Here is a 21,915-nt window from a genome sequence, read left to right on the forward strand (position 1 = left end):
CAAAAGAAATAATAACTCTTATTAGTTAAACCGTCCTAACTTTCGTAAGAATATATCTCTACCATCATCTCATCTGCAATTAGCTCAAGCTTGTCCCTGATAAGGTTTTCGTCAAGGGAGACTGGTAAATGAAGAGTAATTTGTGCTTTGAAAAGCTGTTCACCAGACATCGACGCATCAATTATCTCGGTCTTTAACTCTTCTACATTTGCTTGCAAATCATCTGCTAGAACATGAGACAGTTTATTGATAATACCGACATGGTTTTGACCAATAAGTTCAATGTTATAACTCTTTACATTGACTTGTTTTAATGGAGAAGTTTCTTCGCACGCTATTTGCAACCCTAAAGACGATGAAACCAACTCTTTACTTAATTGAGCAGCATTCTTTGATGGCACATTAACCTTTAGAATCCCTGCAAACTTTCCTTCAAAACTGGACATGTTGCTCTCAATCCAGTCACCGTTATTGGCCACAATAATCTTTGAAAGACCGTCAATAAGCCCAGGTTTATCGTCACCTAAAACACTAATCAAAAATGATGTCATAAAATTTTTATTTATAATCTTCTACACTTGGACAAGAACAAATTAAGTTCTTATCACCATAGACATTATCCACTCGCGAAACTGGCGGCCAGTATTTAACTCGCCTTAAACTTTCGACAGGATATGCTGCCTCTTCCCTGGAGTATGAAAAATTCCATTCAGTAGATGTTACCATTTCTAGAGTATGTGGAGAATTAATTAGCGGGTTATCTTCTGTAGAGTATTCTTCAGACTCAACTTTTAGTATCTCTTTTCTGATTTGTATCATAGCATCACAAAATCGATCAAGCTCATCCAATGACTCAGACTCTGTTGGTTCAATCATCAACGTTCCAGCAACTGGAAATGACATAGTTGGGGCATGAAAACCGTAATCAATGAGTCGCTTAGCTACATCATCTACACTTATACCAACTGTGTCTTTAATGGGCCTAATATCAATAATACACTCATGGGCAATCCTACCATTTTCATCACTATAAAGTATTGGATAGTGTTCTTCAAGTCTCTTTGATATATAGTTTGCATTTAAAATTGCATTGCATGTAGAAGCATAAAGGCCTTCTTTACCAAGCATTGCAATATACATCCAACTGATAGGCAAAATACTGCCAGAACCCCATGGGGCCCCAGAAATACTTCCAACATCTGTATTATTTAATGGCGTTGTTGGTAAAAAGTGTACTAAATGCTCTTTAACGCCAATAGGCCCAACTCCAGGACCGCCGCCACCATGAGGAATAGCAAATGTTTTATGTAAATTAAGGTGTGATACGTCGCCTCCAAATTCACCTGGAGCAGAAACACCAACCATTGCGTTCATATTGGCACCATCAATATAAACCTGGCCTCCAGCATTATGAACAATTTCACAAACCTCTTTTACATCCTTTTCAAATACTCCATGAGTAGAAGGATATGTAATCATTATTGCAGCTAAATTATTGGCATGCTCTTTTGCTTTTGCTTTTAAATCTAAAAGATCAATATTGCCATCCTCTGCACTATCAATTACGATTACCTTCATACCAGCCATTTGTGCAGATGCTGGATTAGTGCCATGGGCAGAAGATGGGATTAGACAAATATTTCTGTTTTCTTCACCTCTACTTCGGTGATAAGCACGAATTGCAATTAATCCTGCATACTCACCCTGGGCTCCTGAATTTGGTTGCAGTGATATTGCAGCATAACCTGTTGCCTCACAAAGCATTTCTTCAAGCTCACTAATCATCTCCTGATAACCTATGACTTGATTCATTGGAACTGCTGGATGGATCTGAGAAAATTCTGGCCAAGATACTGGTATTAATTCTGCTGCAGCATTAAGCTTCATTGTGCATGAACCAAGAGGAATCATTGAGCGATCAAGTGCAATGTCCTTATCCCCCAAATACCTAATATAGCGCATCATATTTGTTTCTGATCGATAGGTATTAAAAACATCATGTGTCAAGAAGCTTGATTTTCTTTTAAGACTTTTATGAATTTGAATCTTATTTTTTTCAAATATAATTTGAGTATTTAGGCCAGATTCTGTATTAAATATTTTCCATAAGCACTCTATATCCTCAGGAGCACTCAGCTCATCAAATGAAACTGAAACGAGTGTCTTACTAAAAACATTTATGTTGTATCCATTCTTTTCAGCTTGCATAACTACTGCATCAGAGTTCTCAACTTCTATAGTTAATGTATCAAAAAATGTCTCATTTAAAATACGAAATCCCATTTCTGACATCCCGTCAGCAAAAACACTTGAGTAGCGAAAAATTCGATCAGCGATATTTTTAAGTCCCTCTGGTCCATGATAAACAGCATACATGCTTGCCATAATTGCTAAAAGAGCTTGAGCAGTACAAATATTACTTGTCGCTTTTTCACGGCGAATGTGTTGCTCTCTAGTCTGAAGCGCAAGTCTATAAGCAAGCCTCCCTTTAGTATCAACCGATGCTCCAATAATACGCCCAGGCATAGACCTTTTGTATTTGTCACTGATAGACATGAAGGCAGCATGTGGACCACCATAACCAATTGGCACTCCAAATCTTTGAGTATTACCAACCACTATGTCTGCACCCATTTCACCAGGTGGCTTTAAAAGTGTTAAAGAAAGTAAGTCTGCACTAACTGCAACGAGAGCTTTTTTTTGATGAACTAATTCTATTAAGCTTGAGTAATCACTATAGCCGCCATAAGTATTAGGATATTGCAATAACACTCCAAAACAATCAAGCTCTTTTAGATCAGTCAGAGGGTCACCAACAACGACCTCAATATTTAGTGGCTCAGCTCGAGTTTTAATTACTTCAATATTTTGAATAAAACAATCATTAGCTACAAAAAAGATATTACTCTTAGATTTACTAACTCGATGACATAAAGTCATAGCTTCTGCGCAAGCAGTTGCCTCATCTAGCATTGATGCATTTGCTAAATCCATCCCTGTTAAGTCTGAGACCATTGTTTGAAAATTCATTAATGCCTCTAACCGGCCTTGAGATATTTCTGGCTGATAAGGAGTATACGCAGTGTACCAAGAAGGATTTTCTTGGACATTTCGCTGAATTACTGGTGGTGTAATTGCATTGTAATAACCCTGGCCAATGAATGACTTATAACGAATATTCATTCTAGCTAGATTTCTTAATTTTTTAAGGGCTGCCAACTCCGACATACCTTTAGCTATATTCATCGGCTTTTTACGACGAATAACATCTGGCACAATCTCATCAATTAACTTATCTAAGTTGTCAAAACCAAGGTAATCAAGCATCTGATTTTTCTGCTCAGTTGAAGAACCAATATGCCTAGTAGTAAAGGCATCATTATTTAATAAATCTTCAATTTTTTTAGCCATTAAACTCTTTCCTTATTCTTCAATAAAACTGTTGTACGCGACCTCATCCATTAACTCTTCTAATTCTTCAGGACTTGATAATTTCACCTTGATAAACCAACCTTCGCCCATAGAATCTTCAGTGACAAGTTCTGGCTCATCTTCTAAACGACTGTTAACTTCAACAATAGTTCCAGAAACTGGTGCAACAAGATCTGAAGCAGCTTTAACTGACTCAATTACGGAAATATTCTCTCCGCGGCTACACTCATCCCCAACTTCTGGTAACTCAACATAAACAAGATCCCCTAATTGCTCTTGGGCAAAATCTGTTATCCCAATAACTACTAGATCATCTCCTTGCGATTGAATCCATTCATGATCTTCTGAAAATTTAATACTCATTACTGCTCCTCATATTAATATTTAACCTCTGTAATAGTTCTGTTTAACAAATGGCAGACTTACAACCTCAACTGCAATTTTTTTATCCCTAACTAATGCAAAAAGCTTGGAATTTTTTTCTATATAACTCTTTTTTAACCTTGCTATAGCTATTGGCCTATTTATGCTAGGGCCAAAGCCACCGCTTGTTACCTTTCCCACATTATTACCCAACTCATCTTCAATCATGGCTCCATCTCGAACAGGCATTTTTCCTTCTGGTTGAAGGCCAACAACCTTTAATTCAGAGCCCTCATTCAGGTGCCTCATAATAGTTTCGAAGCCTAAATAATTACCTTCTCTTTCTCCACCAGTTCTTCTTACCTTGGATAAGGCCCAGCCCAATGAAGACTCAACAGGACTATGATGAATATCAAGCTCATGTCCATAAAGAGATAATCCAGCTTCTAAACGAAGAGAGTCTCTTGCACCTAAGCCAACCCATTCAACTTCTATGTTAGAAAGTAAAAGTTTTGCTAATTCCTCAGAATCTTTGGCTGCTAATGAAATTTCAAAACCATCTTCTCCTGTATACCCAGACCTTGTTATCAAGCATTCAATTCCATTTATAACTACTTGTTTAGCGGTCATAAAAATCATTTCACTAATAGAAGGTGCAATCTCAGATAAAACTTTGTGGGCTGAAGGGCCTTGTAATGCTAAAAGTGCAGCATCTTCAAGAAACTCTACTTTACAGTCATCACCAATTGTCCTTTGCAAATGAGCAAAATCAGCATTTTTACAGCCGGCATTAACCACTAAAAACAAATCTTCATCGCCCAGATTGGTAACCATCAAGTCATCCATTACACCGCCAGATTTATTTGTAAATAAAGCATAGCGCAATTTCATTAAGGGTAAATCAATAATATCAACTGGAACTATAGACTCAAGTGCTTTTTTTGCATTTTCACCACTCAACCTTATTTGTCCCATATGAGAGACATCAAAAAGTCCTGCTTTTTCACGTGTGTGGTTGTGTTCCTTTTTTATCCCAAGAGGATAACTTACAGGCATATCATACCCAGCAAATGGTACCATCTTTGCTCCAGCATCTAAGTGCATTTGGTGCAAAGGAGTAGTTCGAATTAGCGTATCTTTAGACATTAAAATTTGTCTCAAAAAGCCATATTATATAAGAATAGTTTATTTAGTTGAATTCAATTCGTCTTGAATTGATATAAATAGCGTAATTATGTGAATATCAACATAATGGTTACAAGACTCACCCAGTCTTCCTTTAGTTAATCACAAAGTTTTATATCAGAATTAATACCCATTAGTCTTACTATATATAGGATAAGGCAATTCTCCTTTTTGAATTCGATGGATGTTTTCAGAAATAGTTTGTCCTGCTGAGTTTGGATTACTTTGGCCTGCAATGTGTGGCGTTATATAAACTGAGGGATGGTCCCAAAGTGAATTATTTTCTGGCAACGGTTCTTGAGTAAATACATCCAAAGCAGCTGCTTTAATATGTCCGTCACTAAGAAGAGTCAATAAATCATTTTCATTAATTATTCCACCTCTACCAATATTTATAATAAATGAATTTTTTGGAAGAAGGCTAAGCTCTTTTTTTGTAATAATGTTGGTAGTATCCGATGTTAAGGGAAGGACATTAATTAGAATGTTCGTCCTGCCTAAAAAATCAGAAAGCTGATCCTGACCATAATAATATTTAATATCTGTCAGTGAAGATTTTTGATTAGCACCCCAGCCAATGACATTAAAACTTTGAGTAACTAATAATTCACCAATACTTATGCCAATATTGCCTAGGCCCATAATGCCAATTGTTCGGTCCTCTGTCTGAATAGAGCTTTGCTGAATCCACTGGCGTTTAAGTTGTTGAGATCTATAAAGATACTGGTCGCTATGAAAATGCAAAACCCAGTGAAGTGCATGGAGGCACATTTCATGAGTTAATTTTTTATCAACTAGGCGAACTATAGGAATCCCTTCAGGCAGCTCAGCATCACTAATAATATGGTCTACTCCAGCCCCCAAGGATAGAATTGCCTTTAAATTGGGATAATTTTTTAATATACCTCGAGGATGCTTCCAGACAACAGCAAATTCAACCTCATTAACATCGCCATCATCCGGATAAACTTTTATATCCATCTCTGGCACAGCCTTTTGCAGGCCATTTGACCAAACCTCCATATCCTCCCAGAAGTCTGTAGACGCTAATACTATTGACATAATTTAACCCATAGTTATTTTCTAATTAATGTTGATATTTTAATTTACTTATTAAGACAGTACTCTTAAAAATAGTTATTAAGAAATTCACGGTATCATGAATTTTTTTAATAGCTAAAATCAAATATTAATGTAGAATGTTAGTAATAAATTTTATCTAATTTTTTTATGTTTATCAGTGTTTTAGACTTATTTAAAGTTGGTGTTGGGCCTTCAAGTTCCCACACAATGGGGCCCATGGTTGCTGCCAATGATTTTATGACGCATGTCAAAAAATTTTTAGATTCAAATCCTGCTAGTGAAATGCATCATATTAGATGTACTCTAAAGAATTCTTTAGCTTACACAGGAGTTGGCCATGCAACAGATAAAGCTGTCACTCTTGGACTTAATGGATATCTTCCAAATACCATCATTAAAGAGAATATGGATGAAGTCATTGAGAGAACTTGGAACTCAAAAAATATAGTTATCAACAACACTCAGAAAGTTGCATTCTTTTCGGAAGATGATATCATTTTTGATACTAGGAACTCATTAAAGCAAAACCCTAACGGTATGGTTTTTGAGCTTCTTGACAAGACAGATTCAATTCTAATATCACATACTTATTTCTCTATCGGTGGTGGTTTTATATCTACATTAGCAGAAATAGATAATGTTGAAGCGCCCATTGCAGCGGAGCCAAGCTCAGCCTATCCATTCCCGTTTGATAATTCAGATCAAATGCTGGAAATGTCTAAAAAGCATGATAAGACTATTTGGGAAATGAAGCTCGCCAATGAAATAGAAAATATTCCTGAAAAAATTCTGAATAAGGAGCTTGATACTATCTGGGACGCAATGAAAACTTGTGTTGAGAGTGGTCTTGCAACTGAAGGTATATTGCCGGGTGGTTTAAATACCAAGAGGCGCGCAAAAAAATTGCATGAAAGTCTGGAGAGTGATCCAGAAAATACAAATTCTAGTGACTGGCTTTGTGCATATGCTATGGCAGTAAATGAAGAAAATGCTGCTGGTCACATGGTAGTGACTGCGCCCACTAATGGAGCAGCAGGTGTCGTTCCAGCAACTCTTTACTATTTCTATAAACATAAGTCGGCAACTCAAGAACAAATTCGTCAATTCTTATTAACAGCATCTGCGATTGGTGGGCTAATAAAACATAACAGCTCTATATCAGGAGCTGAGGTTGGCTGTCAAGGGGAGGTAGGTTCAGCATCCTCAATGGCTGCTGCGGCTTTATGCACTGTTAGAGGTGGCACAACAGCGCAAATTGAAAATGCTGCAGAAATGGCGCTAGAACACCATATTGGAATGACGTGCGACCCAGTCAAGGGTCTTGTTCAAGTTCCTTGTATTGAAAGAAATGGATTTGGCGCAGTTAAGGCGTATACTGCAAGCTCACTTTCGCTTAGAGAAAGTGGTGAACATTTAATTTCGCTAGATCAGTGTATTGCTGCTATGAAAAGAACTGGCCTTGATATGTCTACAAAATATAAAGAGACGTCATTAGGCGGCTTGGCCGTAAGCTTTATTGAATGCTAGATTAGTCTGTATCAACTAGCCCTGCGCCTGCACCTGAAGCTCTAGACTCAGCACTTGATTTAACCAAGCAGCGTGAAAAGTAACTATAAATTGCCTGCCAATTCTCCTCTACTTTAACGCCATAATGAAGTACTCTTAATTTCTCTTCAGCTAACTTAAATTTTTTAACACTCTTACCTTTATAGGATTTATCACTCATTTCTAGAGGTGAAATTAACACATCAGCATTGCTACTTAATTCTATAGGATTAGATGATGCGCTTAAAACCTCCCACTCTTCATTATCAGTTAAGTTAACTTGAAATTGATTTTTATCTTGATCAGTCCAAACTACTTTTAGCCCATTACATTTATTAGCACCAAGAGCAGAAACAACTAAAAATGGAGAATCAACATTACTAATTTTTAATTCACTGACTCTACTATTAATCTCAACCCAATCAACACTGCTTGAAGATGCCTCTAAAGAAGATAAGAGCTTCTCTTCTGGACAAAATAAATGCCCCCCTGCTTTTGTTTTTTCAAATTTAATCGATAGACTACTTGCTTGACTATCTAGATTATCAAGCGCTTTTAAGCTACATAGCGAAGGGTCAAAACCATTTTCTGAAATCCACATATTGGCTCTTGCAAAGTCTTCTGAAAGACCAATAGGAGCTTCTACACCAAAGGCTGCTCTAGTGAAATAAAAAAGAACTTCATTTAATGAAATTGTTAAATAACTTTCTGACATGTACAATTTATACACGGAAATGACTGGGGTCTTCCCGCAATTGGAAATGACCAGCAATCATGGTTTGGCTCTGACAGTTGATCAGGCATTGGAGCACCTTGATACATTGATATCCGAGTCCATAAGTCGGACTTTGGATCAAACTTTGAAGCCCCAAAAAAGGCTAACTTAAAACGTAATAAATCTAGTGGCCTCATGGATTCACTTAATAAATTATCCTGAACTTCAGAATAAGGCCTTACAAAAGTATTTTGAATTCGACGAATGATATGTCTAAATTCTGGGTACATCATTACAAACTCACTGATTGAAATATCATTAGAAGTGGATAACAATACTTTATTGAGCTGACCTACATCTCTACCAATGGCCAGTGGCATCTCTTGCTCAACGCCATCATCGATTCCTTTAGAGCCAAACCTAGGCTCCAACTTATCTTCAGAATAGTACCAAAAATGGTGCTGTGATTCTTTTAAAGAAAAATCAATACTAGTAGCCCATTGATAAGAATCTTCAACAACTTCTTTTAATTGGGCTAATGACATATCTGCATTAAATTTTGGAATTAAATTAGTTGACATTGTCTCTGCGAGATCATCTACTAGTGAACCATGAGGCTCAATAATTAAAGAAACGACCATCTCTTGACATTCTAATGAAAAATTATCCTCTACAAACTGATAAATTCCATTCCAAGGATAGGGTCTAGATATATTAAACTCATCTTCACACCAAATCCTGAGCGATTGTATTTCGTCAGTTAAGCACGAAATTCTATCAGCCTGGACAGTATCCTCAACATTCCATTCATCAACATGCTGACTAACCTGAAGCAGTGACTTTAAGAAAACTTTAAGAGTACCTTCAATTGGAGTTTCAATTGATCTTACTCTTGCTAATGCGGTTTCTTTTGCAACAACCCAATTATGAATTAATGCTGGGTGTTTAAGTAAAAATGGAGCCATACCCAAGCCTGTTGCATTTCCCACACCAATAAATTGTCGTGTAGTTTTATCAAGTTTAACTGCTTTTTTACCGCCTCTTTCTTTTGCAAGCTCTTCAACTGAATCAATCGTAAACCAGCGAATTAAATAAACAGTTAACAACTCCATTTGAAATGGCGCTTTACACTCCTCTCGATCAGCAATCTTAGCTCTATCGGCACAGCCAAACTTTCCACTTCCATAAACCGCAGAAGTTCTCATTAAATAACCTACAGAAGTTAATAAATCGATATCTGGTTGGTGACCTTTTGATAGAGAGTCAACTGCATTTTTAAATACTCTTAAACTTTTGTTTGCTCTTGCTAAAGCAAGCTCACTTGGTCTATATCGACCTCCTTCCTGCTTGGGGGTATTATTTGCTAAATAGTCAATATCTTCTTGAGTAGGTACACCGTCAAAAAGATTAAAAGTTGCATCCCATACTTCTGCAATAACTCTATCAGTTCTCATTTCATCTGGTATTTTTTGAGTAAAGGCAACCAATGAATATGTCCTATGTGGAGTCGTCACAGCATAAATACTTAAACCATAACCATCCTTATCAACTTCTCGACGAGTTCTCTCAAATTTCCAATTCTCACGAGCCATTCGTCTTATAAGAGTTCGCATAAAACTTAAACGAGTAGGGAATGAAGAACCCATTCTCTCAAGACGCATAACCTTTTCAGGTGATCTCATAAAATCAGATTCAATATCAATAATTGCAGTTTCTGTAGTCATAATTCCAATTATAAAGGTTCAAATGATGCTTCAAAAAAGTTTAGCCAGTTCTTACCCATGATTGAATCAATATCATTGCTATTAAAACCAGCACTTTTTAGGCCAGTTGCAATATTTAAAAAGTCACGGTTATCACGAAACCACTTTGGCTGATCAGGGAAACCTGCAAAACTTGCAGAGCCCTCTCCAAAGTCACGCTCATTTGTCCAGGTTCCATTTCTCATCCATTCAACAACACTGTCAGGTTGATTTTGGCATAAATCAGTTCCAATACCAATATTATTAACACCCATAATTTCGGCAGTGTCGGCAACCATATTACAAAAACTCTCTAGTGAACAGTTAGTACCATCTTTAAGATGGTGCGCATAGACTGAAAAGCCAAGCATACTGCCACTTTCACCTAAAGCCTTAAGAACTTTATTAGGCTTATTTCTTAATGCAGGATGCCAAAAAGTTGGATTAGCGTGGGTAATTGCAATAGGGCGCTCAGAGATTTCAATCGCCTCAAGCGTAGAAATCTCTGAAGAATGGCTCATATCAACCACCAAGCCAACTCTATTCATTTCTTTAATTACTTGCTTACCCATTCGGGTTATACCTGGGTCATTTTCTTCATAACAACCTGTGCCCAATAAACTCTGATTGTTATATGTGAGCTGCATAAATCTAACACCCAATTGATGGCATATTTCGACCAATCCAATATCGTCTTCAATTGGTGAACAGTTCTGAAACCCAAAAAATATTGCAGTTCGTCCCTCATTTTGAGCTTTAAGAACATCACTTGCAGACTTACCATGAAAAATTAAATCTGAAAAACTTTCAAAACGGCGATTCCAATCAATAACATTTTTCACCATCTCTTGAAAGTCTTCATGGTAACAAATTGTAACGTGGAGCGCACTAAGACCGCCATCATTAATTTGTTTGAAGACCTCTTCACTCCAATTGTTATACTGAAGTGCGTCAATAAAAAGTGATGGATGAGCCATTATGGGTTTCCGCTAGAAATATATGAAGTTTTAACTTGAGTATATAGCTCTTTTGCATATGATCCTTGCTCTCTAGGACCAAAACTTGAGTTTTTTCTACCACCAAAAGGAACATGATAATCAGTACCAGCCGTTGGTAAATTCACCATTACGCATCCACTCTCTGCGTTTCTTCGAAAATGACTTGCTCGTGATAGTGACTGAGTAATAATGCCTGAAACAAGACCAAAATCTGTGTCGTTGGCAACTGATAGAGCTTCGTCATAATCCGCAACCTTAATAACGCAAGCCATAGGCGCAAATAATTCTTCTCGGTTCACTCGCATAGCGTTATTACCGCCAACTAATAAGGCAGGCTGCATATAAAAGCCAGGATTATCGAGCTCCAGTTTTTCACCGCCACATACTATTTCACAGCCCTCTTGTTTAGCTAAAGACATGTATTTAAGATTTGAGTCAAGTTGCTGTTGACTTGCTACTGGGCCAATTTGAGTCCCTTCGTGGAGCGCATGTCCAACCTTAAGAGCTGAAGTAGATTGACTCATTCGATCAACAAACTCATCATGAATTGATGCATGAACCACTAGCCTAGATGAGGCAGTACACTTTTGACCTGTACTTCCAAAAGCACCGCTAGTAGCCGCAGCAACAGCAACATCAATATCTGCATCGTCCATTACTACTAATGGATTTTTAGAGCCAAGTTCTAATTGAAACTTCGTTAAGTTTTTTGCCGCCGCGCCAGCTATTTGAAGGCCAACATCATAGGACCCAGTAAAACTAATAGCATGGACTTTTGGGCTTTCAGCTAAAGCCTGACCGATAGATGATCCAGACCCCATAACTAAATTAAACAATCCTTTTGGAATATCTTGCTTTGCAATGATTTCTGTTAATGCAACGGCGCTCGCTGGAGTTAGGTTAGCAGGCTTCCAAATAACTGCATTACCGAATGCTAATGCAGGGGCAATTTTCCAGCTTGCAGTCGCAGTTGGGAAATTCCAAGGAGAAATAATTGCAACAGTCCCCATAGCTTCTCGTCGAACATCAATTTCAATGTTTAGCCTAACTGAATCTGCAGTATCCCCACTTTGACGAAGCACTTCAGCAGCATAGTAAGTAAAAAATTGACCAGCTCTATAAATTTCCCCTTTGCCTTCAGCTACCGGTTTGCCTTCTTCACGAGAAAGTAGCTCTCCTAACTCAGCACTTCGAGCCATCATCTCCTCACCAATCTTCATCAACACAGCTTGTCGCTGCTCCAAACCATTAGCAGCCCATTGCTTTTGCGCAATTTGAGAAGAGTTAAGGGCGTCCTCTAGCTGAGCATTATTTGCTTGCGCATACTCACCAATGACATCGTTAGTGTCGGAAGGATTTATGTTAGATATCAAACTAGAACCCTTGACCCAGTCGCCAGCTATAAAGTTATTAGACAGATTTGACATTATTTTTTATTTAATTTTAAAATATTAAATTTTACTCTTTATTGCTGATTTATCAAGAATATAAGGCAATAAGTAAATATAGTATTTTTCATGTTTGTATGAAAAATTAATGTTGCATTTAACAAATATTTAATCTACGATACATATATTAAATATATTGTAATCAAACTATTATGGCTAACTCTTCTGAAAGACTTGGTAGGGATGCAAGAAGAACAGATCGACTAAAAGTCAAGATTGAAATGCTCCCTACTTTGAAGCGCAAAATCCCACTTACAGAGCCAATGAGTGAAGAGCAGATTTTAAAAATGGATGACGCATCTTTATCAATTCTTGAAGATGTAGGCGTTGAGTTTCATGACCCAATTGCCCTCGAAGATTGGAAGAAGGCTGGCGCTGACATCAAAGGTGAGCGCGTTCGTTTTGATAGAGGCCTTATTCGTGAACTAATCTCAAGCATCCCAGAAAGCATCACTATGAATGCCCGTGACCCAGAAAAATCGCTAGAAATTGGTGGCAATAACTCTATTTTTGTTCCAATGACTGGTGCCCCTTTTATATGTGATCTTGAAAACAAAAGGCGCTGGCCAAAACTTGAAGATCTGGCTAACTTTCACAAACTATCTCATATGCTTCCTGCCATTCATTCAAGCGCTCACCATATCGTTGAACCAATGGACCATCCAATCTCGCATCGTCACCTAAGAATTACTTATTCTTCTATGAAGCACTCAGATAAAACTTTTATGGGCATGACAAGTAGTGGGAAGAATGCGGAAGATGTAATTGAGATGTGCAAGATTCTATTTGGAGAGAAATACATGGATACTCATCAAGTAGTTACTGGGAATATTAATGGAAACTCTCCACTTGTTTGGGATCAAACCATGCTCTCAGCATTAAGGGTATTTTCTGCACATAATCAGCCCGTACTCTGTTCTCCTTTTGTACTTGGAGGCGCAAACACACCAGCGAGTGTCGCACCAACTGTTGCTCAGGTAAATGCTGAAGCCCTCTCTGCGCTAGCATACACACAAGTCATAAGGAAAGGATCGCCAGCTATCTACGGTCACTACTTAGCTACCGTCTCCATGCAATCTGGCGCTCCAATGGCGGGAACTCCAGAAATTTCACTTATGAATTTTATGATTGGCCAAATGGCTAGGCACTATAAGGTTCCATGGAGAAGCTCTAATACACTTGGTGGATCTAAAGTTTTTGATGCCCAATCAGGCTATGAGAGCGCATCTACCATGATGGCCGTTCTTTTATCTGGAGCAAACTATATTTGGCACTCTGCGGGGTGGAATGAAGCTGGAATGCACTGCTCAATGGCAAAATTTGTAGTCGATGCTGAGCAATGCGAAATGGGCTATAGGATGGCAGAAGGTATTCGCTGGGATGATTTTGAGGAGGGCTTAGCAGCAATCAGAGATGTTGGTCCTGGGGGTCACTATCTCGGACACCAGCATACTATGGATAATTTTCAGCGAGCATTTTTTATGCCTAAATTATTTGACAATAACTCCATTGAACAGTGGCAAGCTGATGGGAGTAAGGACACCATTCAAAGGGGAATTGAGGGGGCAAAAAAACTACTGGCTGATTACCAAGAACCAAAACTAGATGAAGGTAAGGACGAAGAGCTGCTTGATTTTATTGCCAGAAGAGAGCAAATTATTCCAACAATGGAAGCTCTAAATCAAGAGTATTAGGCTATGAATAATAAATCGAGAGTTGTTCTTATAACAGGTGCCTGTGGAGGAATTGGAAAAGCGCTTGTCAATAAATATGCAAGTCAAGGCCACACAATAGCAATCGCTGAAAAATCCCAGGATCAAGCTCACTTTCTTGCTGATGAAATAAAAAAAATAGGTGGAAAAGCGGTGGCATTTCCTGGTGATCTGTTAGATAAAAACTACTGCGACAATCTAACAAAGGAAGTTCAAAACAAACTTGGTGCTATTAATATCCTTATCAACAATGCTGGTCTAATGCGTCGAGGAAATATTACCCAGGCAACTGATGAAGATTTCGAATTATCGATGAAGATTAATGTTGAGGCACCTTTTCGCTTAATCAGAGCCGTAATACCTCTAATGACAAAAGCAGGAGGAGGCTCTATTGTGAATGTATCCTCCTGTTGGGGAGTAAATCCAGGACCAAATCATCTAGTGTACTGTACAACGAAAGCTGCCTTAGCAGCAATGACCAAGTGCCTAGGAAGAGATCATGCTCATCAAAATATTCGCATTAATGCAGTTTGCCCCAATGAAGTAAATACCCCAATGCTCAGAACTGGTTTTGAAATAAGAGGACTAAACCCTGATGATGCGATAAATGAATTAAATAAATCAGTACCAATTGGACACATAGCAGAGCCAGAGGAAATTGCTGATGTTGTTGCATTTTTAACCTCAGATGAAGCGCGCTATGTCTGTGGATCTTTAGTGGAGATAAATGGTGGAAAAGCGGTTTTCTAATAAAATTATTGTTATCACAGGTGCTACTAGAGGCATTGGCTTGGCATGTGCGGAGCGCTTTCAAGAAGAAGGTGCAAAAATTTGTACTATTCAAAGAGGAAAATCGGAGTTATTTGAATCTATTGAGTGTGATTTAAGTAAAGAGCAAGAATGCTCTTACAGTATTAAGAAAATTATTAAAAAGTATGGTTGTATTGATGTCTTAATCAACAATGCTGGAATGATGATGGAATCGTCCATTCAAGATACAAGTATAGAGGACTGGAATCAAACGCTAGCGGTAAACCTGACGGCGCCATTTCTATTAAGTAAGTTTGCTATGCCTTTTCTTATTACCTCTAAAGGATGCATTGTAAATATAGGCTCTATTGAAGGAATTGGAGCTAACCCAAAACATGCAGCATACTCTGCAAGTAAAGCTGGTCTTCATGGACTTACCAGAGCTATTGCGGTTGACCATGGAAAAGATGGGGTTCGTTGTAATGCAGTTGCACCAGGCTGGATAGACACTGAACTCAATGAGGATTTTATAAATACAATGCCAGACTCAGAACACTTTAGACGAAACATTGGTAGTATCCACCCACTCAATAGAACCGGTAAAACTAAAGAAGTTGCCTCCCTAGTTTTGTGGCTTGCATCTTCAGAATCAAGTTTTGTTACTGGACAGGTATATACTATTGATGGTGGAAGGATGGCAAAAATTAGCCTCCCCAGCCCTTAGGAGAAAATATGAAGTTTGAAGGAATATACACACCCATAATTACGCCCTATGATGACAAGGGTTCAATAAATTTTGATGCTATTGAGGCTATTATTGAAGACCTCATTGCGAGCGGAGTTCATGGGCTAGTTATTGCAGGAACAACTGGTGAGTACTATGCTCAAGATGTCGACGAGCGACTAGAGGTAATGAAGGTTTGCAAAGATATCATTAATGGTCGACTTCCATATATAGTTGGAACTGGTGCGATTCGCACTGAAGACTCTGTTTTTTATGCAGAAGAGGCTGCCAAAATTGGGGCAGACGGAATTTTGGTTGCAACACCCCCCTATGCACTGCCAACTGAAAGAGAGAATGCACTTCATGCTCTTGCAATTGATCGGGCTGCAAACCTACCGATTATGCTCTATAACTATCCAGGACGAATGGGGTCGATGATGGGAGAAGAGTATCTTGATCGAGTTGGAAGATCATCAAATTTTTGTGCGATCAAAGAAAGTAGTGGTGACATTAATCGCCTTCACTTGTTAGCAAGAGATTACCCCCATATCCAGCTTTGCTGTGGAATGGATGATCAAGCATTAGAATTTTTTGCTTGGGGCGCGAGTGGATGGGTATGTGCTGGATCCAACTTTGCGCCCGAAGCTCATGTTGCCCTTTATAAAGCCTGCAGAGTTGAAGGTGACTTTGATAAAGGTAGGCAAATCATGTCTACAATGTTGCCTCTAATGAGAGTGCTAGAGCAAGGTGGTAAATTTATCCAATGTATAAAGCATGGTGCAACCATGAGAGGACTTCCAGTTGGACCTCCAAGAAAACCATTACAACCACTTAATAAAGATGATAAGCGTCAACTTGAACAGGTTATCAGAGTTATGAATCATACTATTAATTTAATTACACAGGAGGATAGCTAAATGTCAGGCCTACTAACCCACAAAGAATACAAAGCTATTGAAAAGTCACTTGATTTCCCGACAAATGCGTTCATCAATGGGCAATTTAAGTCGTCTAAATCAGGAAACATTTTTGAAACAATCAATCCAGCTACTGGAAAAGTTATCGCTAATATTGCTGCATGCAACTCAGAAGATGTTGACCACGCTGTAACTAAAGCAAGGGAAGCTTTTGATCAAGGACATTGGTCGAAACTCCACCCAAGTGAAAGAAAAGAAGGACTTATTAAATTATCAAAGCTCATTAAAAGAAATATTCATGAACTCGCAGTCATGGAGAGTATTGACTCCGGAAAACCAATTCGAGATTGCGAAACAATTGACCTTCCAGAGACCATTGCTTGCCTTCTTTGGCATGCTGAAGCGGTTGACAAAATTTACGACCAAACTGCGCCTTCAGGTGAAGACGCTTTAGCAGTTATTTTACGAGAGCCAATTGGTGTTGTTGGCTGCGTCCTGCCTTGGAATTTCCCACTGTTAATGATGGCCTGGAAGATAGCACCTGCACTAGCTGCTGGAAATTCTGTCATTGTAAAGCCCGCTGAGCAAACCAGTCTAACCGCCCTAAGGTTGGCTGAATTAGCCATAGACGCGGGTATCCCAAGAGGCGTATTAAATGTCATACCTGGAATGGGTCCTGATGTCGGAGAACCAATCGGTCTTCATCCTGACGTTGATATGGTTTCATTTACGGGCTCCACTGAGACCGGGCGTCGCTTTCTACGCTATTCAGCGGACTCAAATTTAAAGAAAATTGTTCTTGAGTGCGGTGGTAAAAATCCAGCAATTGTTCTAGACGATGCTGAAGATTTAGACTTAGTTGCAGAACATATTATCAATGCTGCATTTTGGAATATGGGAGAGAATTGCTCTGCAACCTCCCGACTCATAGTGCAAGAAAACATCAAAGATGCCTTATTAGAAAAAATGCTTGCCCACCTTAGAGACTGGAAAACTGGAGACCCTCTGGATCCATCAAATTACCTTGGTTCATTAGTAGACTCTGAGCACTTCAAAAAAGTAACTAGTTATCTAAAAAATGACAACATGATTACTGGTGGAGAAACTGAAAAACCGAATTATGTGCTTCCAACAATTTTTGATAACGTTAATCCTGATTCAAAATTAGCACAAGAAGAGATTTTTGGCCCTATTCTCTCGGTGATAACTGTCAAGTCATTTGATGAAGCAATTGCCGTTGCAAATAATACCAAATATGGTCTTGCTGCAAGCATCTTTACTGCTAATGGTAAAAAAGCAATCAGAGCAGCTAGGGCAATTAAGGCTGGAACAGTGACTGTTAATTGTTACGGTGAGGGTGATATGAGTACTCCATTTGGAGGATATAAACAATCGGGCTTTGGTGGACGAGATAACTCCATTCATGCTCATGATCAATATACAGAATTAAAGACAATTTGGATTGACCTCTCGGATCGTGCATCGGAAGAGTCGGTAGATTAAAAGAGTAGGAATGAGCAAAATCAAACTACCAAAAAATCCTGGTAATACTGCCTGGAAAGAGATCCTTCCTAAAAGAAAGGTTAATCAACAGCTTATTGACAATATCAACATAGACTATCTGATTATTGGTGGAGGTTTTGCTGGCCTCTCTGCAGCTCGTCGTTTAAGTCAAATCAATAAGGATGCAAAAATTGCAATACTTGAAGCCTGCGAAATTGGTGAGGGTCCCGCAGGAAGAAATTCAGGCTTTATGATTGATCTTCCTCACAACCTAGCTTCCGATGACTACCTTGGAAGTGTAGAAAAAGATCGTGAACAGACCCTTATTAATCGCTCAGCAATTCAGTTTGCTAAGAGCGCTTCAGAAGAGTATGAAATGCCCTCTGAAGCAATACAACTTGTCGGCAAAACAAATGCAGCAGCAACCAAAAAGGGTGTAAATTTCAACACCGAGTATGCCAAACATCTGGATAAAACGAGTGAAAGTTATAAGATACTTGATACTCAAGAAATGAAAGATTTAACTGGAATAGACTATTACATTAACGGACTATGGACTCCTGGTACAGCCATGCTTCAGCCAGCGCTTTATATTCAATCGCTGGCGGATGGAGTGACTAAACACTCCAATGTAACAATCTATGAAAACTCTCCAGTGATTGACTTAATTGATGAAGGTATGCATGGTGGTGAAAAAATATGGAAGGCCAGAACCAAAATGGGGTCAATATCAAGTTCAAAAATTATATTGGCAGTCAATGGAATGGTTGAGCGTTTTGGATACTTTGAGAACAGACTGATGACTATTTTTACTTACTCATCTATGACAAGAAAATTAACCTCAAATGAATCTAATATATTAGGATGTTCAAAAGAGTGGGGGCTTACCTCCGCAGATGCAATGGGGTCTTCAGTTAGACGAATCTCAGGTATTGGTGGAGATCGCATTCTGATACGAAATCGCTGGTCTTACAATCCAAATATGGAGGCTTCAGATTCATTTATGATCTCTGCAGCAAAAAGTCACTCATCATCCTTTAATGCTAGATTTTCTTCGCTTGATGGTGTCACTATGGAATATTGCTGGGGAGGAAGACTTTGCCTCAGCCTTAATAATGTCTTTGCACAGGGCGAAGTTGAAGAGGGTGTTTATTCTGCATGCTGTCAAAATGGTCTTGGGACAGCTAAAGGCACAGCAATTGGCATCATTACTGCTGAAAAAATTAGTGGGGCAATTAGTAGTCTTGTTCCTAATTTTGTTGATGAAGAAGCGCCAAAAAAATTGATGCCAAAAGCTATCATGTGGACAGGTGTTAATGCCTACTTGGGCTGGAAAGAGTTTATGTCAGGAAAAGAAAAGTAGCTTTAAGCGTCAAGGCAATAGTACTAATTTTCCAACATATTTTTTAGCCAAGAAGTCTTTTTGGGCACTTACAATATCCTTAAGGGGATAAGTCCTGGATACTAATGGCTTAATTTCATTTCTTTCTATATAGCCAATTAAATTTTTAAATACCTGGGAGTCCTGGACAGTGCATCCCATTAATGTTAAGTCTTTTAGGTAGAGGGTTCTAATATCAAGTTCAACGATTGGACCTGCAATTGCTCCTGCTGCAGCGTACCTTCCACCCCTCTTTAAAACATCAAGCAGATCCGCCCAATCACTTCCAGCAACTAGATCGATAACAACATCAATACTTTCCTTTTCTAAAGAGCTTATCAATCGATCTTCTCGATTAATGACCTCATCAGCGCCTATCTCTTTAACTGCGACTGCCTTTGATTTACTTGCTATTGCCACTACAGACGCACCTCGTCTTTTTGCAAGCTGAATTGCAGCAGATCCAACGCCACCTGATGCGCCTGTTATCAGAACAACTTCGCCTGCCATAACATTTGAACGCTCTAATAGGTTTTCTGCTGTTGAGTAAGCACAGGGTATAGATGCAAGTTCAGCAGCAGACCAATCACTTTCAATCTTAAAACTCTCTTCACTAAAAGCTACCATAAACTCTGCAAAAGCACCATCACATTCTGAGCCCATTGTCCAGCACTCGTAGGGTCGATATTCCACTGCATATTGCTGCATTGTTCTAACCAGAACACGTTCACCAATTCGCTCTGAGTTGACTCCAACTCCAACAGCAACTATCTCACCATAACAATCAGCGCCCTGGATAATTGGGAAATTAAGCGGGACCCCAGCCCAGCCTCCATCAATATCATTACCTTGAAAATCTTTTGAATCAGTCTGGCCAGTAACAGACTTAGAGTACCAGGCAGTTCGTGTATTGATATCTGTATTGTTTACTCCTGCAGCTAAAACTTTTACCAGCACTTGGTTGGAATTTGGCTCAGGAACGTTGATATCATTTCGAAACTCAAGCATTTCAAAACCACCATGGCCTTTAGTTAGAACTGCGCTCATTGTCTTTGGAATTGTAATCATTATCAGGAATTATTTGATATTTTAAAAACTATATTAACAAATCTGATTCAAATGGGTAACTTGTCAGCAACTCATGTCCATTTTCAGTTATTAATACTTGTTCTTCGAGTTTTACGCCAGAGCCTCCACTAAATCTTCCAACATAGGTTTCAACGCACATCACCATACCCTTTTTTAATACACCATCAAAACTGTTTTCATTTAACTCCCAACTGAACGGAATTGCTGGAAATTCATCACATAGTCCTACGCCATGAAAAAGGACTGAATAATGTCGAAACTCATCCTTAGAATACTCCTTAGCATTAAGAGTTAACTCTTTAAAGGTTATCCCTGGCTTTAATAACTCCATATTTTTTTGGATTTGTTCAAAGCCCAAAGTATAAATTTCTTTTTGCTCATTAGTTGGCTTCTCGTCGCCACAAAGCCAGGTTCGTGACATGTCAGTACAATAGCCATATGAGCCAACCAAATCTGTATCAAAACCCATCAATTCTCCAGCCTGGATTGGTCTCGATGAACACTCTTGGTACCATGGATTTGCTCTAGGACCAGAGGCAAGAAGTCGGGTTTCAATCCACTCTGCCCCTCTATTGACTGCCTCCATCTGGAAACGACTCCAAAGCTCCTGCTCAGAAATACCAGGTTTAAAATAATTTCGCATTAACTCTACAGAGCACTCACAAGCAAAAATAGAGCGCCTCATTGCATCAACTTCATCATCTGATTTAATGAGCCTTGCTAACTCCATTACCTCCTCACCATTAGTAAGCTCTAGACCAAGAGATTGAAGCTCATGAATTCCTTCTGGAGCACAATGATCCACAGCCAACCGCCTATTGCCTTTACCATGCTCTCTCACAATATCAGATATTTCAGAAGCCCAAATCTTAGCTTTTTCTTTACTTTTATTACCCGCAGTAAAGTAGAGGTATGTCAGCGCATGTCTGACTTCAGTTATTAATGGGTTATGATTTGATAAAAACTCATGGGCATCAAACTCAAAGATAATAACGGGCCCTTCAGTCATTATTAATGAGTATCTAGCTGCATTATGGGAAGTCCATAAAGACATATTAGTGCTATCTGTTGCGTATCGAATGTTGACAGGGTCATAAAGTAAAATTCCAGCACAGTCAAATTCAACAAGTTTTTCACGAACTCTTTTTAGGCGATACTCTCTAATTTTTGTCATATCTGGAGCTTCTAAGCCAGCAGCACGCCATTCTTTTTCTGCCAACTCCCCTGGCCCAAGCGAGTGCTTATTAAGGCTAAAAATATCTTCAGCAACCTCTAGATGAGAGCCAATTTTTGAGTGGTGTCTTTTAGGTATTGAAAAGCTCATAAAA

Annotated in this window: 18 protein-coding genes; 7 read left to right on the plus strand and 11 right to left on the minus strand. The window is 38.7% G+C overall.

Annotated elements, in window-relative coordinates; genetic code table 11:
• Window positions 1-35: 35 nt before the first annotated feature.
• The 5 genes from ABXT51_RS08385 to ABXT51_RS08405 form a co-directional block, all read right to left on the minus strand.
• Window positions 36-551, minus strand: a complete 516-nt coding sequence (locus tag ABXT51_RS08385; protein WP_416695314.1) for a glycine cleavage system protein R — start codon at window positions 549-551, stop codon at window positions 36-38.
• A gap of 7 nt (window positions 552-558) precedes the next feature.
• Complete coding sequence (gene gcvP / locus ABXT51_RS08390) at window positions 559-3,411, minus strand: aminomethyl-transferring glycine dehydrogenase (RefSeq protein ID WP_416695316.1); 2,853 nt, start codon at window positions 3,409-3,411, stop codon at window positions 559-561.
• Between the two features lie 12 nt (window positions 3,412-3,423).
• Window positions 3,424-3,795 carry a glycine cleavage system protein GcvH gene (gcvH, locus tag ABXT51_RS08395; RefSeq protein WP_416695319.1) on the minus strand — a complete coding sequence of 124 codons (372 nt, stop codon included), beginning with the start codon at window positions 3,793-3,795 and terminating at the stop codon, window positions 3,424-3,426.
• Between the two features lie 21 nt (window positions 3,796-3,816).
• A complete protein-coding gene (gene gcvT / locus ABXT51_RS08400) occupies window positions 3,817-4,941 on the minus strand; it encodes a glycine cleavage system aminomethyltransferase GcvT (RefSeq protein ID WP_416695322.1) in 1,125 nt (374 codons plus the stop codon).
• 162 nt (window positions 4,942-5,103) lie between these two features.
• Window positions 5,104-6,042, minus strand: coding sequence for a 2-hydroxyacid dehydrogenase (locus ABXT51_RS08405; protein WP_416695325.1), 939 nt, complete (start codon window positions 6,040-6,042; stop codon window positions 5,104-5,106).
• Between the two features lie 168 nt (window positions 6,043-6,210).
• Between ABXT51_RS08405 and ABXT51_RS08410 the strand changes: the two genes are divergently transcribed.
• Window positions 6,211-7,590: an L-serine ammonia-lyase gene (locus tag ABXT51_RS08410; RefSeq protein WP_416695328.1), complete on the plus strand. Its 1,380-nt coding sequence runs from the start codon at window positions 6,211-6,213 to the stop codon at window positions 7,588-7,590.
• Between the two features lies 1 nt (window position 7,591).
• Here ABXT51_RS08410 and ABXT51_RS08415 read toward each other — a convergent pair whose 3' ends face one another.
• From ABXT51_RS08415 to ABXT51_RS08430, 4 genes are read right to left on the minus strand one after another with little or no spacing between them, the layout of a single operon-like run.
• Window positions 7,592-8,323: a hypothetical protein gene (locus ABXT51_RS08415; RefSeq protein WP_416695330.1), complete on the minus strand. Its 732-nt coding sequence runs from the start codon at window positions 8,321-8,323 to the stop codon at window positions 7,592-7,594.
• Window positions 8,305-10,047 (minus strand): hypothetical protein, encoded by a 1,743-nt coding sequence (locus ABXT51_RS08420; RefSeq protein ID WP_416695332.1) that lies wholly within the window; start codon window positions 10,045-10,047, stop codon window positions 8,305-8,307. Before ABXT51_RS08420 ends, ABXT51_RS08415 begins: the two co-directional genes overlap by 19 nt.
• Window positions 10,048-10,055: 8 nt before the next feature.
• Complete coding sequence (locus ABXT51_RS08425; protein WP_416695334.1) at window positions 10,056-11,042, minus strand: membrane dipeptidase; 987 nt, start codon at window positions 11,040-11,042, stop codon at window positions 10,056-10,058.
• On the minus strand, window positions 11,042-12,490 hold the full coding sequence (locus ABXT51_RS08430; protein ID WP_416695336.1) for an aldehyde dehydrogenase family protein: 1,449 nt from the start codon (window positions 12,488-12,490) through the stop codon (window positions 11,042-11,044). Before ABXT51_RS08430 ends, ABXT51_RS08425 begins: the two co-directional genes overlap by 1 nt.
• A gap of 173 nt (window positions 12,491-12,663) precedes the next feature.
• Between ABXT51_RS08430 and ABXT51_RS08435 the strand changes: the two genes are divergently transcribed.
• The 6 genes from ABXT51_RS08435 to ABXT51_RS08460 are packed head-to-tail and all read left to right on the plus strand — an operon-like array spanning window position 12,664 to window position 19,480.
• Window positions 12,664-14,205, plus strand: a complete 1,542-nt coding sequence (locus ABXT51_RS08435; RefSeq protein ID WP_416695338.1) for a trimethylamine methyltransferase family protein — start codon at window positions 12,664-12,666, stop codon at window positions 14,203-14,205.
• A gap of 3 nt (window positions 14,206-14,208) precedes the next feature.
• Window positions 14,209-14,973: an SDR family NAD(P)-dependent oxidoreductase gene (locus tag ABXT51_RS08440; protein WP_416695340.1), complete on the plus strand. Its 765-nt coding sequence runs from the start codon at window positions 14,209-14,211 to the stop codon at window positions 14,971-14,973.
• Complete coding sequence (locus ABXT51_RS08445; protein WP_416695342.1) at window positions 14,951-15,697, plus strand: SDR family NAD(P)-dependent oxidoreductase; 747 nt, start codon at window positions 14,951-14,953, stop codon at window positions 15,695-15,697. The genes ABXT51_RS08440 and ABXT51_RS08445 overlap by 23 nt, the downstream gene beginning before the upstream one ends.
• An 8-nt stretch (window positions 15,698-15,705) precedes the next feature.
• Entirely contained in the window at window positions 15,706-16,614 is a 909-nt protein-coding gene (locus ABXT51_RS08450) for a dihydrodipicolinate synthase family protein (protein ID WP_416695344.1), read from the plus strand.
• The gene (locus ABXT51_RS08455; protein ID WP_416695346.1) at window positions 16,615-18,117 is read left to right on the plus strand and encodes an aldehyde dehydrogenase; all 1,503 of its coding nucleotides are present in this window, start codon (window positions 16,615-16,617) and stop codon (window positions 18,115-18,117) included.
• A gap of 10 nt (window positions 18,118-18,127) precedes the next feature.
• Entirely contained in the window at window positions 18,128-19,480 is a 1,353-nt protein-coding gene (locus tag ABXT51_RS08460; RefSeq protein ID WP_416695348.1) for an NAD(P)/FAD-dependent oxidoreductase, read from the plus strand.
• 9 nt (window positions 19,481-19,489) lie between these two features.
• Here the strand turns inward: ABXT51_RS08460 and ABXT51_RS08465 are convergent, their stop codons facing one another.
• Complete coding sequence (locus ABXT51_RS08465) at window positions 19,490-20,545, minus strand: alcohol dehydrogenase family protein (protein WP_416696314.1); 1,056 nt, start codon at window positions 20,543-20,545, stop codon at window positions 19,490-19,492.
• 49 nt (window positions 20,546-20,594) lie between these two features.
• Entirely contained in the window at window positions 20,595-21,911 is a 1,317-nt protein-coding gene (locus ABXT51_RS08470) for a M24 family metallopeptidase (RefSeq protein ID WP_416695350.1), read from the minus strand.
• Window positions 21,912-21,915: the final 4 nt, after the last annotated feature.

The sequence above is a fragment of the Candidatus Pseudothioglobus sp. Uisw_050_01 genome (genome assembly GCF_048085775.1).
Classification (GTDB): Bacteria; Pseudomonadota; Gammaproteobacteria; order PS1; family Pseudothioglobaceae; genus Pseudothioglobus.

Coding starts and splice junctions, on each gene's coding strand:
- ABXT51_RS08385 (WP_416695314.1), bottom strand. CDS start 551: ATGACATCATTTTTGATTAGTGTTTTAGGTGACGATAAACCTGGGCTT.
- gcvP (WP_416695316.1), bottom strand. CDS start 3,411: ATGGCTAAAAAAATTGAAGATTTATTAAATAATGATGCCTTTACTACT.
- gcvH (WP_416695319.1), bottom strand. CDS start 3,795: ATGAGTATTAAATTTTCAGAAGATCATGAATGGATTCAATCGCAAGGA.
- gcvT (WP_416695322.1), bottom strand. CDS start 4,941: ATGTCTAAAGATACGCTAATTCGAACTACTCCTTTGCACCAAATGCAC.
- ABXT51_RS08405 (WP_416695325.1), bottom strand. CDS start 6,042: ATGTCAATAGTATTAGCGTCTACAGACTTCTGGGAGGATATGGAGGTT.
- ABXT51_RS08410 (WP_416695328.1), top strand. CDS start 6,211: ATGTTTATCAGTGTTTTAGACTTATTTAAAGTTGGTGTTGGGCCTTCA.
- ABXT51_RS08415 (WP_416695330.1), bottom strand. CDS start 8,323: ATGTCAGAAAGTTATTTAACAATTTCATTAAATGAAGTTCTTTTTTAT.
- ABXT51_RS08420 (WP_416695332.1), bottom strand. CDS start 10,047: ATGACTACAGAAACTGCAATTATTGATATTGAATCTGATTTTATGAGA.
- ABXT51_RS08425 (WP_416695334.1), bottom strand. CDS start 11,042: ATGGCTCATCCATCACTTTTTATTGACGCACTTCAGTATAACAATTGG.
- ABXT51_RS08430 (WP_416695336.1), bottom strand. CDS start 12,490: ATGTCAAATCTGTCTAATAACTTTATAGCTGGCGACTGGGTCAAGGGT.
- ABXT51_RS08435 (WP_416695338.1), top strand. CDS start 12,664: ATGGCTAACTCTTCTGAAAGACTTGGTAGGGATGCAAGAAGAACAGAT.
- ABXT51_RS08440 (WP_416695340.1), top strand. CDS start 14,209: ATGAATAATAAATCGAGAGTTGTTCTTATAACAGGTGCCTGTGGAGGA.
- ABXT51_RS08445 (WP_416695342.1), top strand. CDS start 14,951: ATGGTGGAAAAGCGGTTTTCTAATAAAATTATTGTTATCACAGGTGCT.
- ABXT51_RS08450 (WP_416695344.1), top strand. CDS start 15,706: ATGAAGTTTGAAGGAATATACACACCCATAATTACGCCCTATGATGAC.
- ABXT51_RS08455 (WP_416695346.1), top strand. CDS start 16,615: ATGTCAGGCCTACTAACCCACAAAGAATACAAAGCTATTGAAAAGTCA.
- ABXT51_RS08460 (WP_416695348.1), top strand. CDS start 18,128: ATGAGCAAAATCAAACTACCAAAAAATCCTGGTAATACTGCCTGGAAA.
- ABXT51_RS08465 (WP_416696314.1), bottom strand. CDS start 20,545: ATGAGCGCAGTTCTAACTAAAGGCCATGGTGGTTTTGAAATGCTTGAG.
- ABXT51_RS08470 (WP_416695350.1), bottom strand. CDS start 21,911: ATGAGCTTTTCAATACCTAAAAGACACCACTCAAAAATTGGCTCTCAT.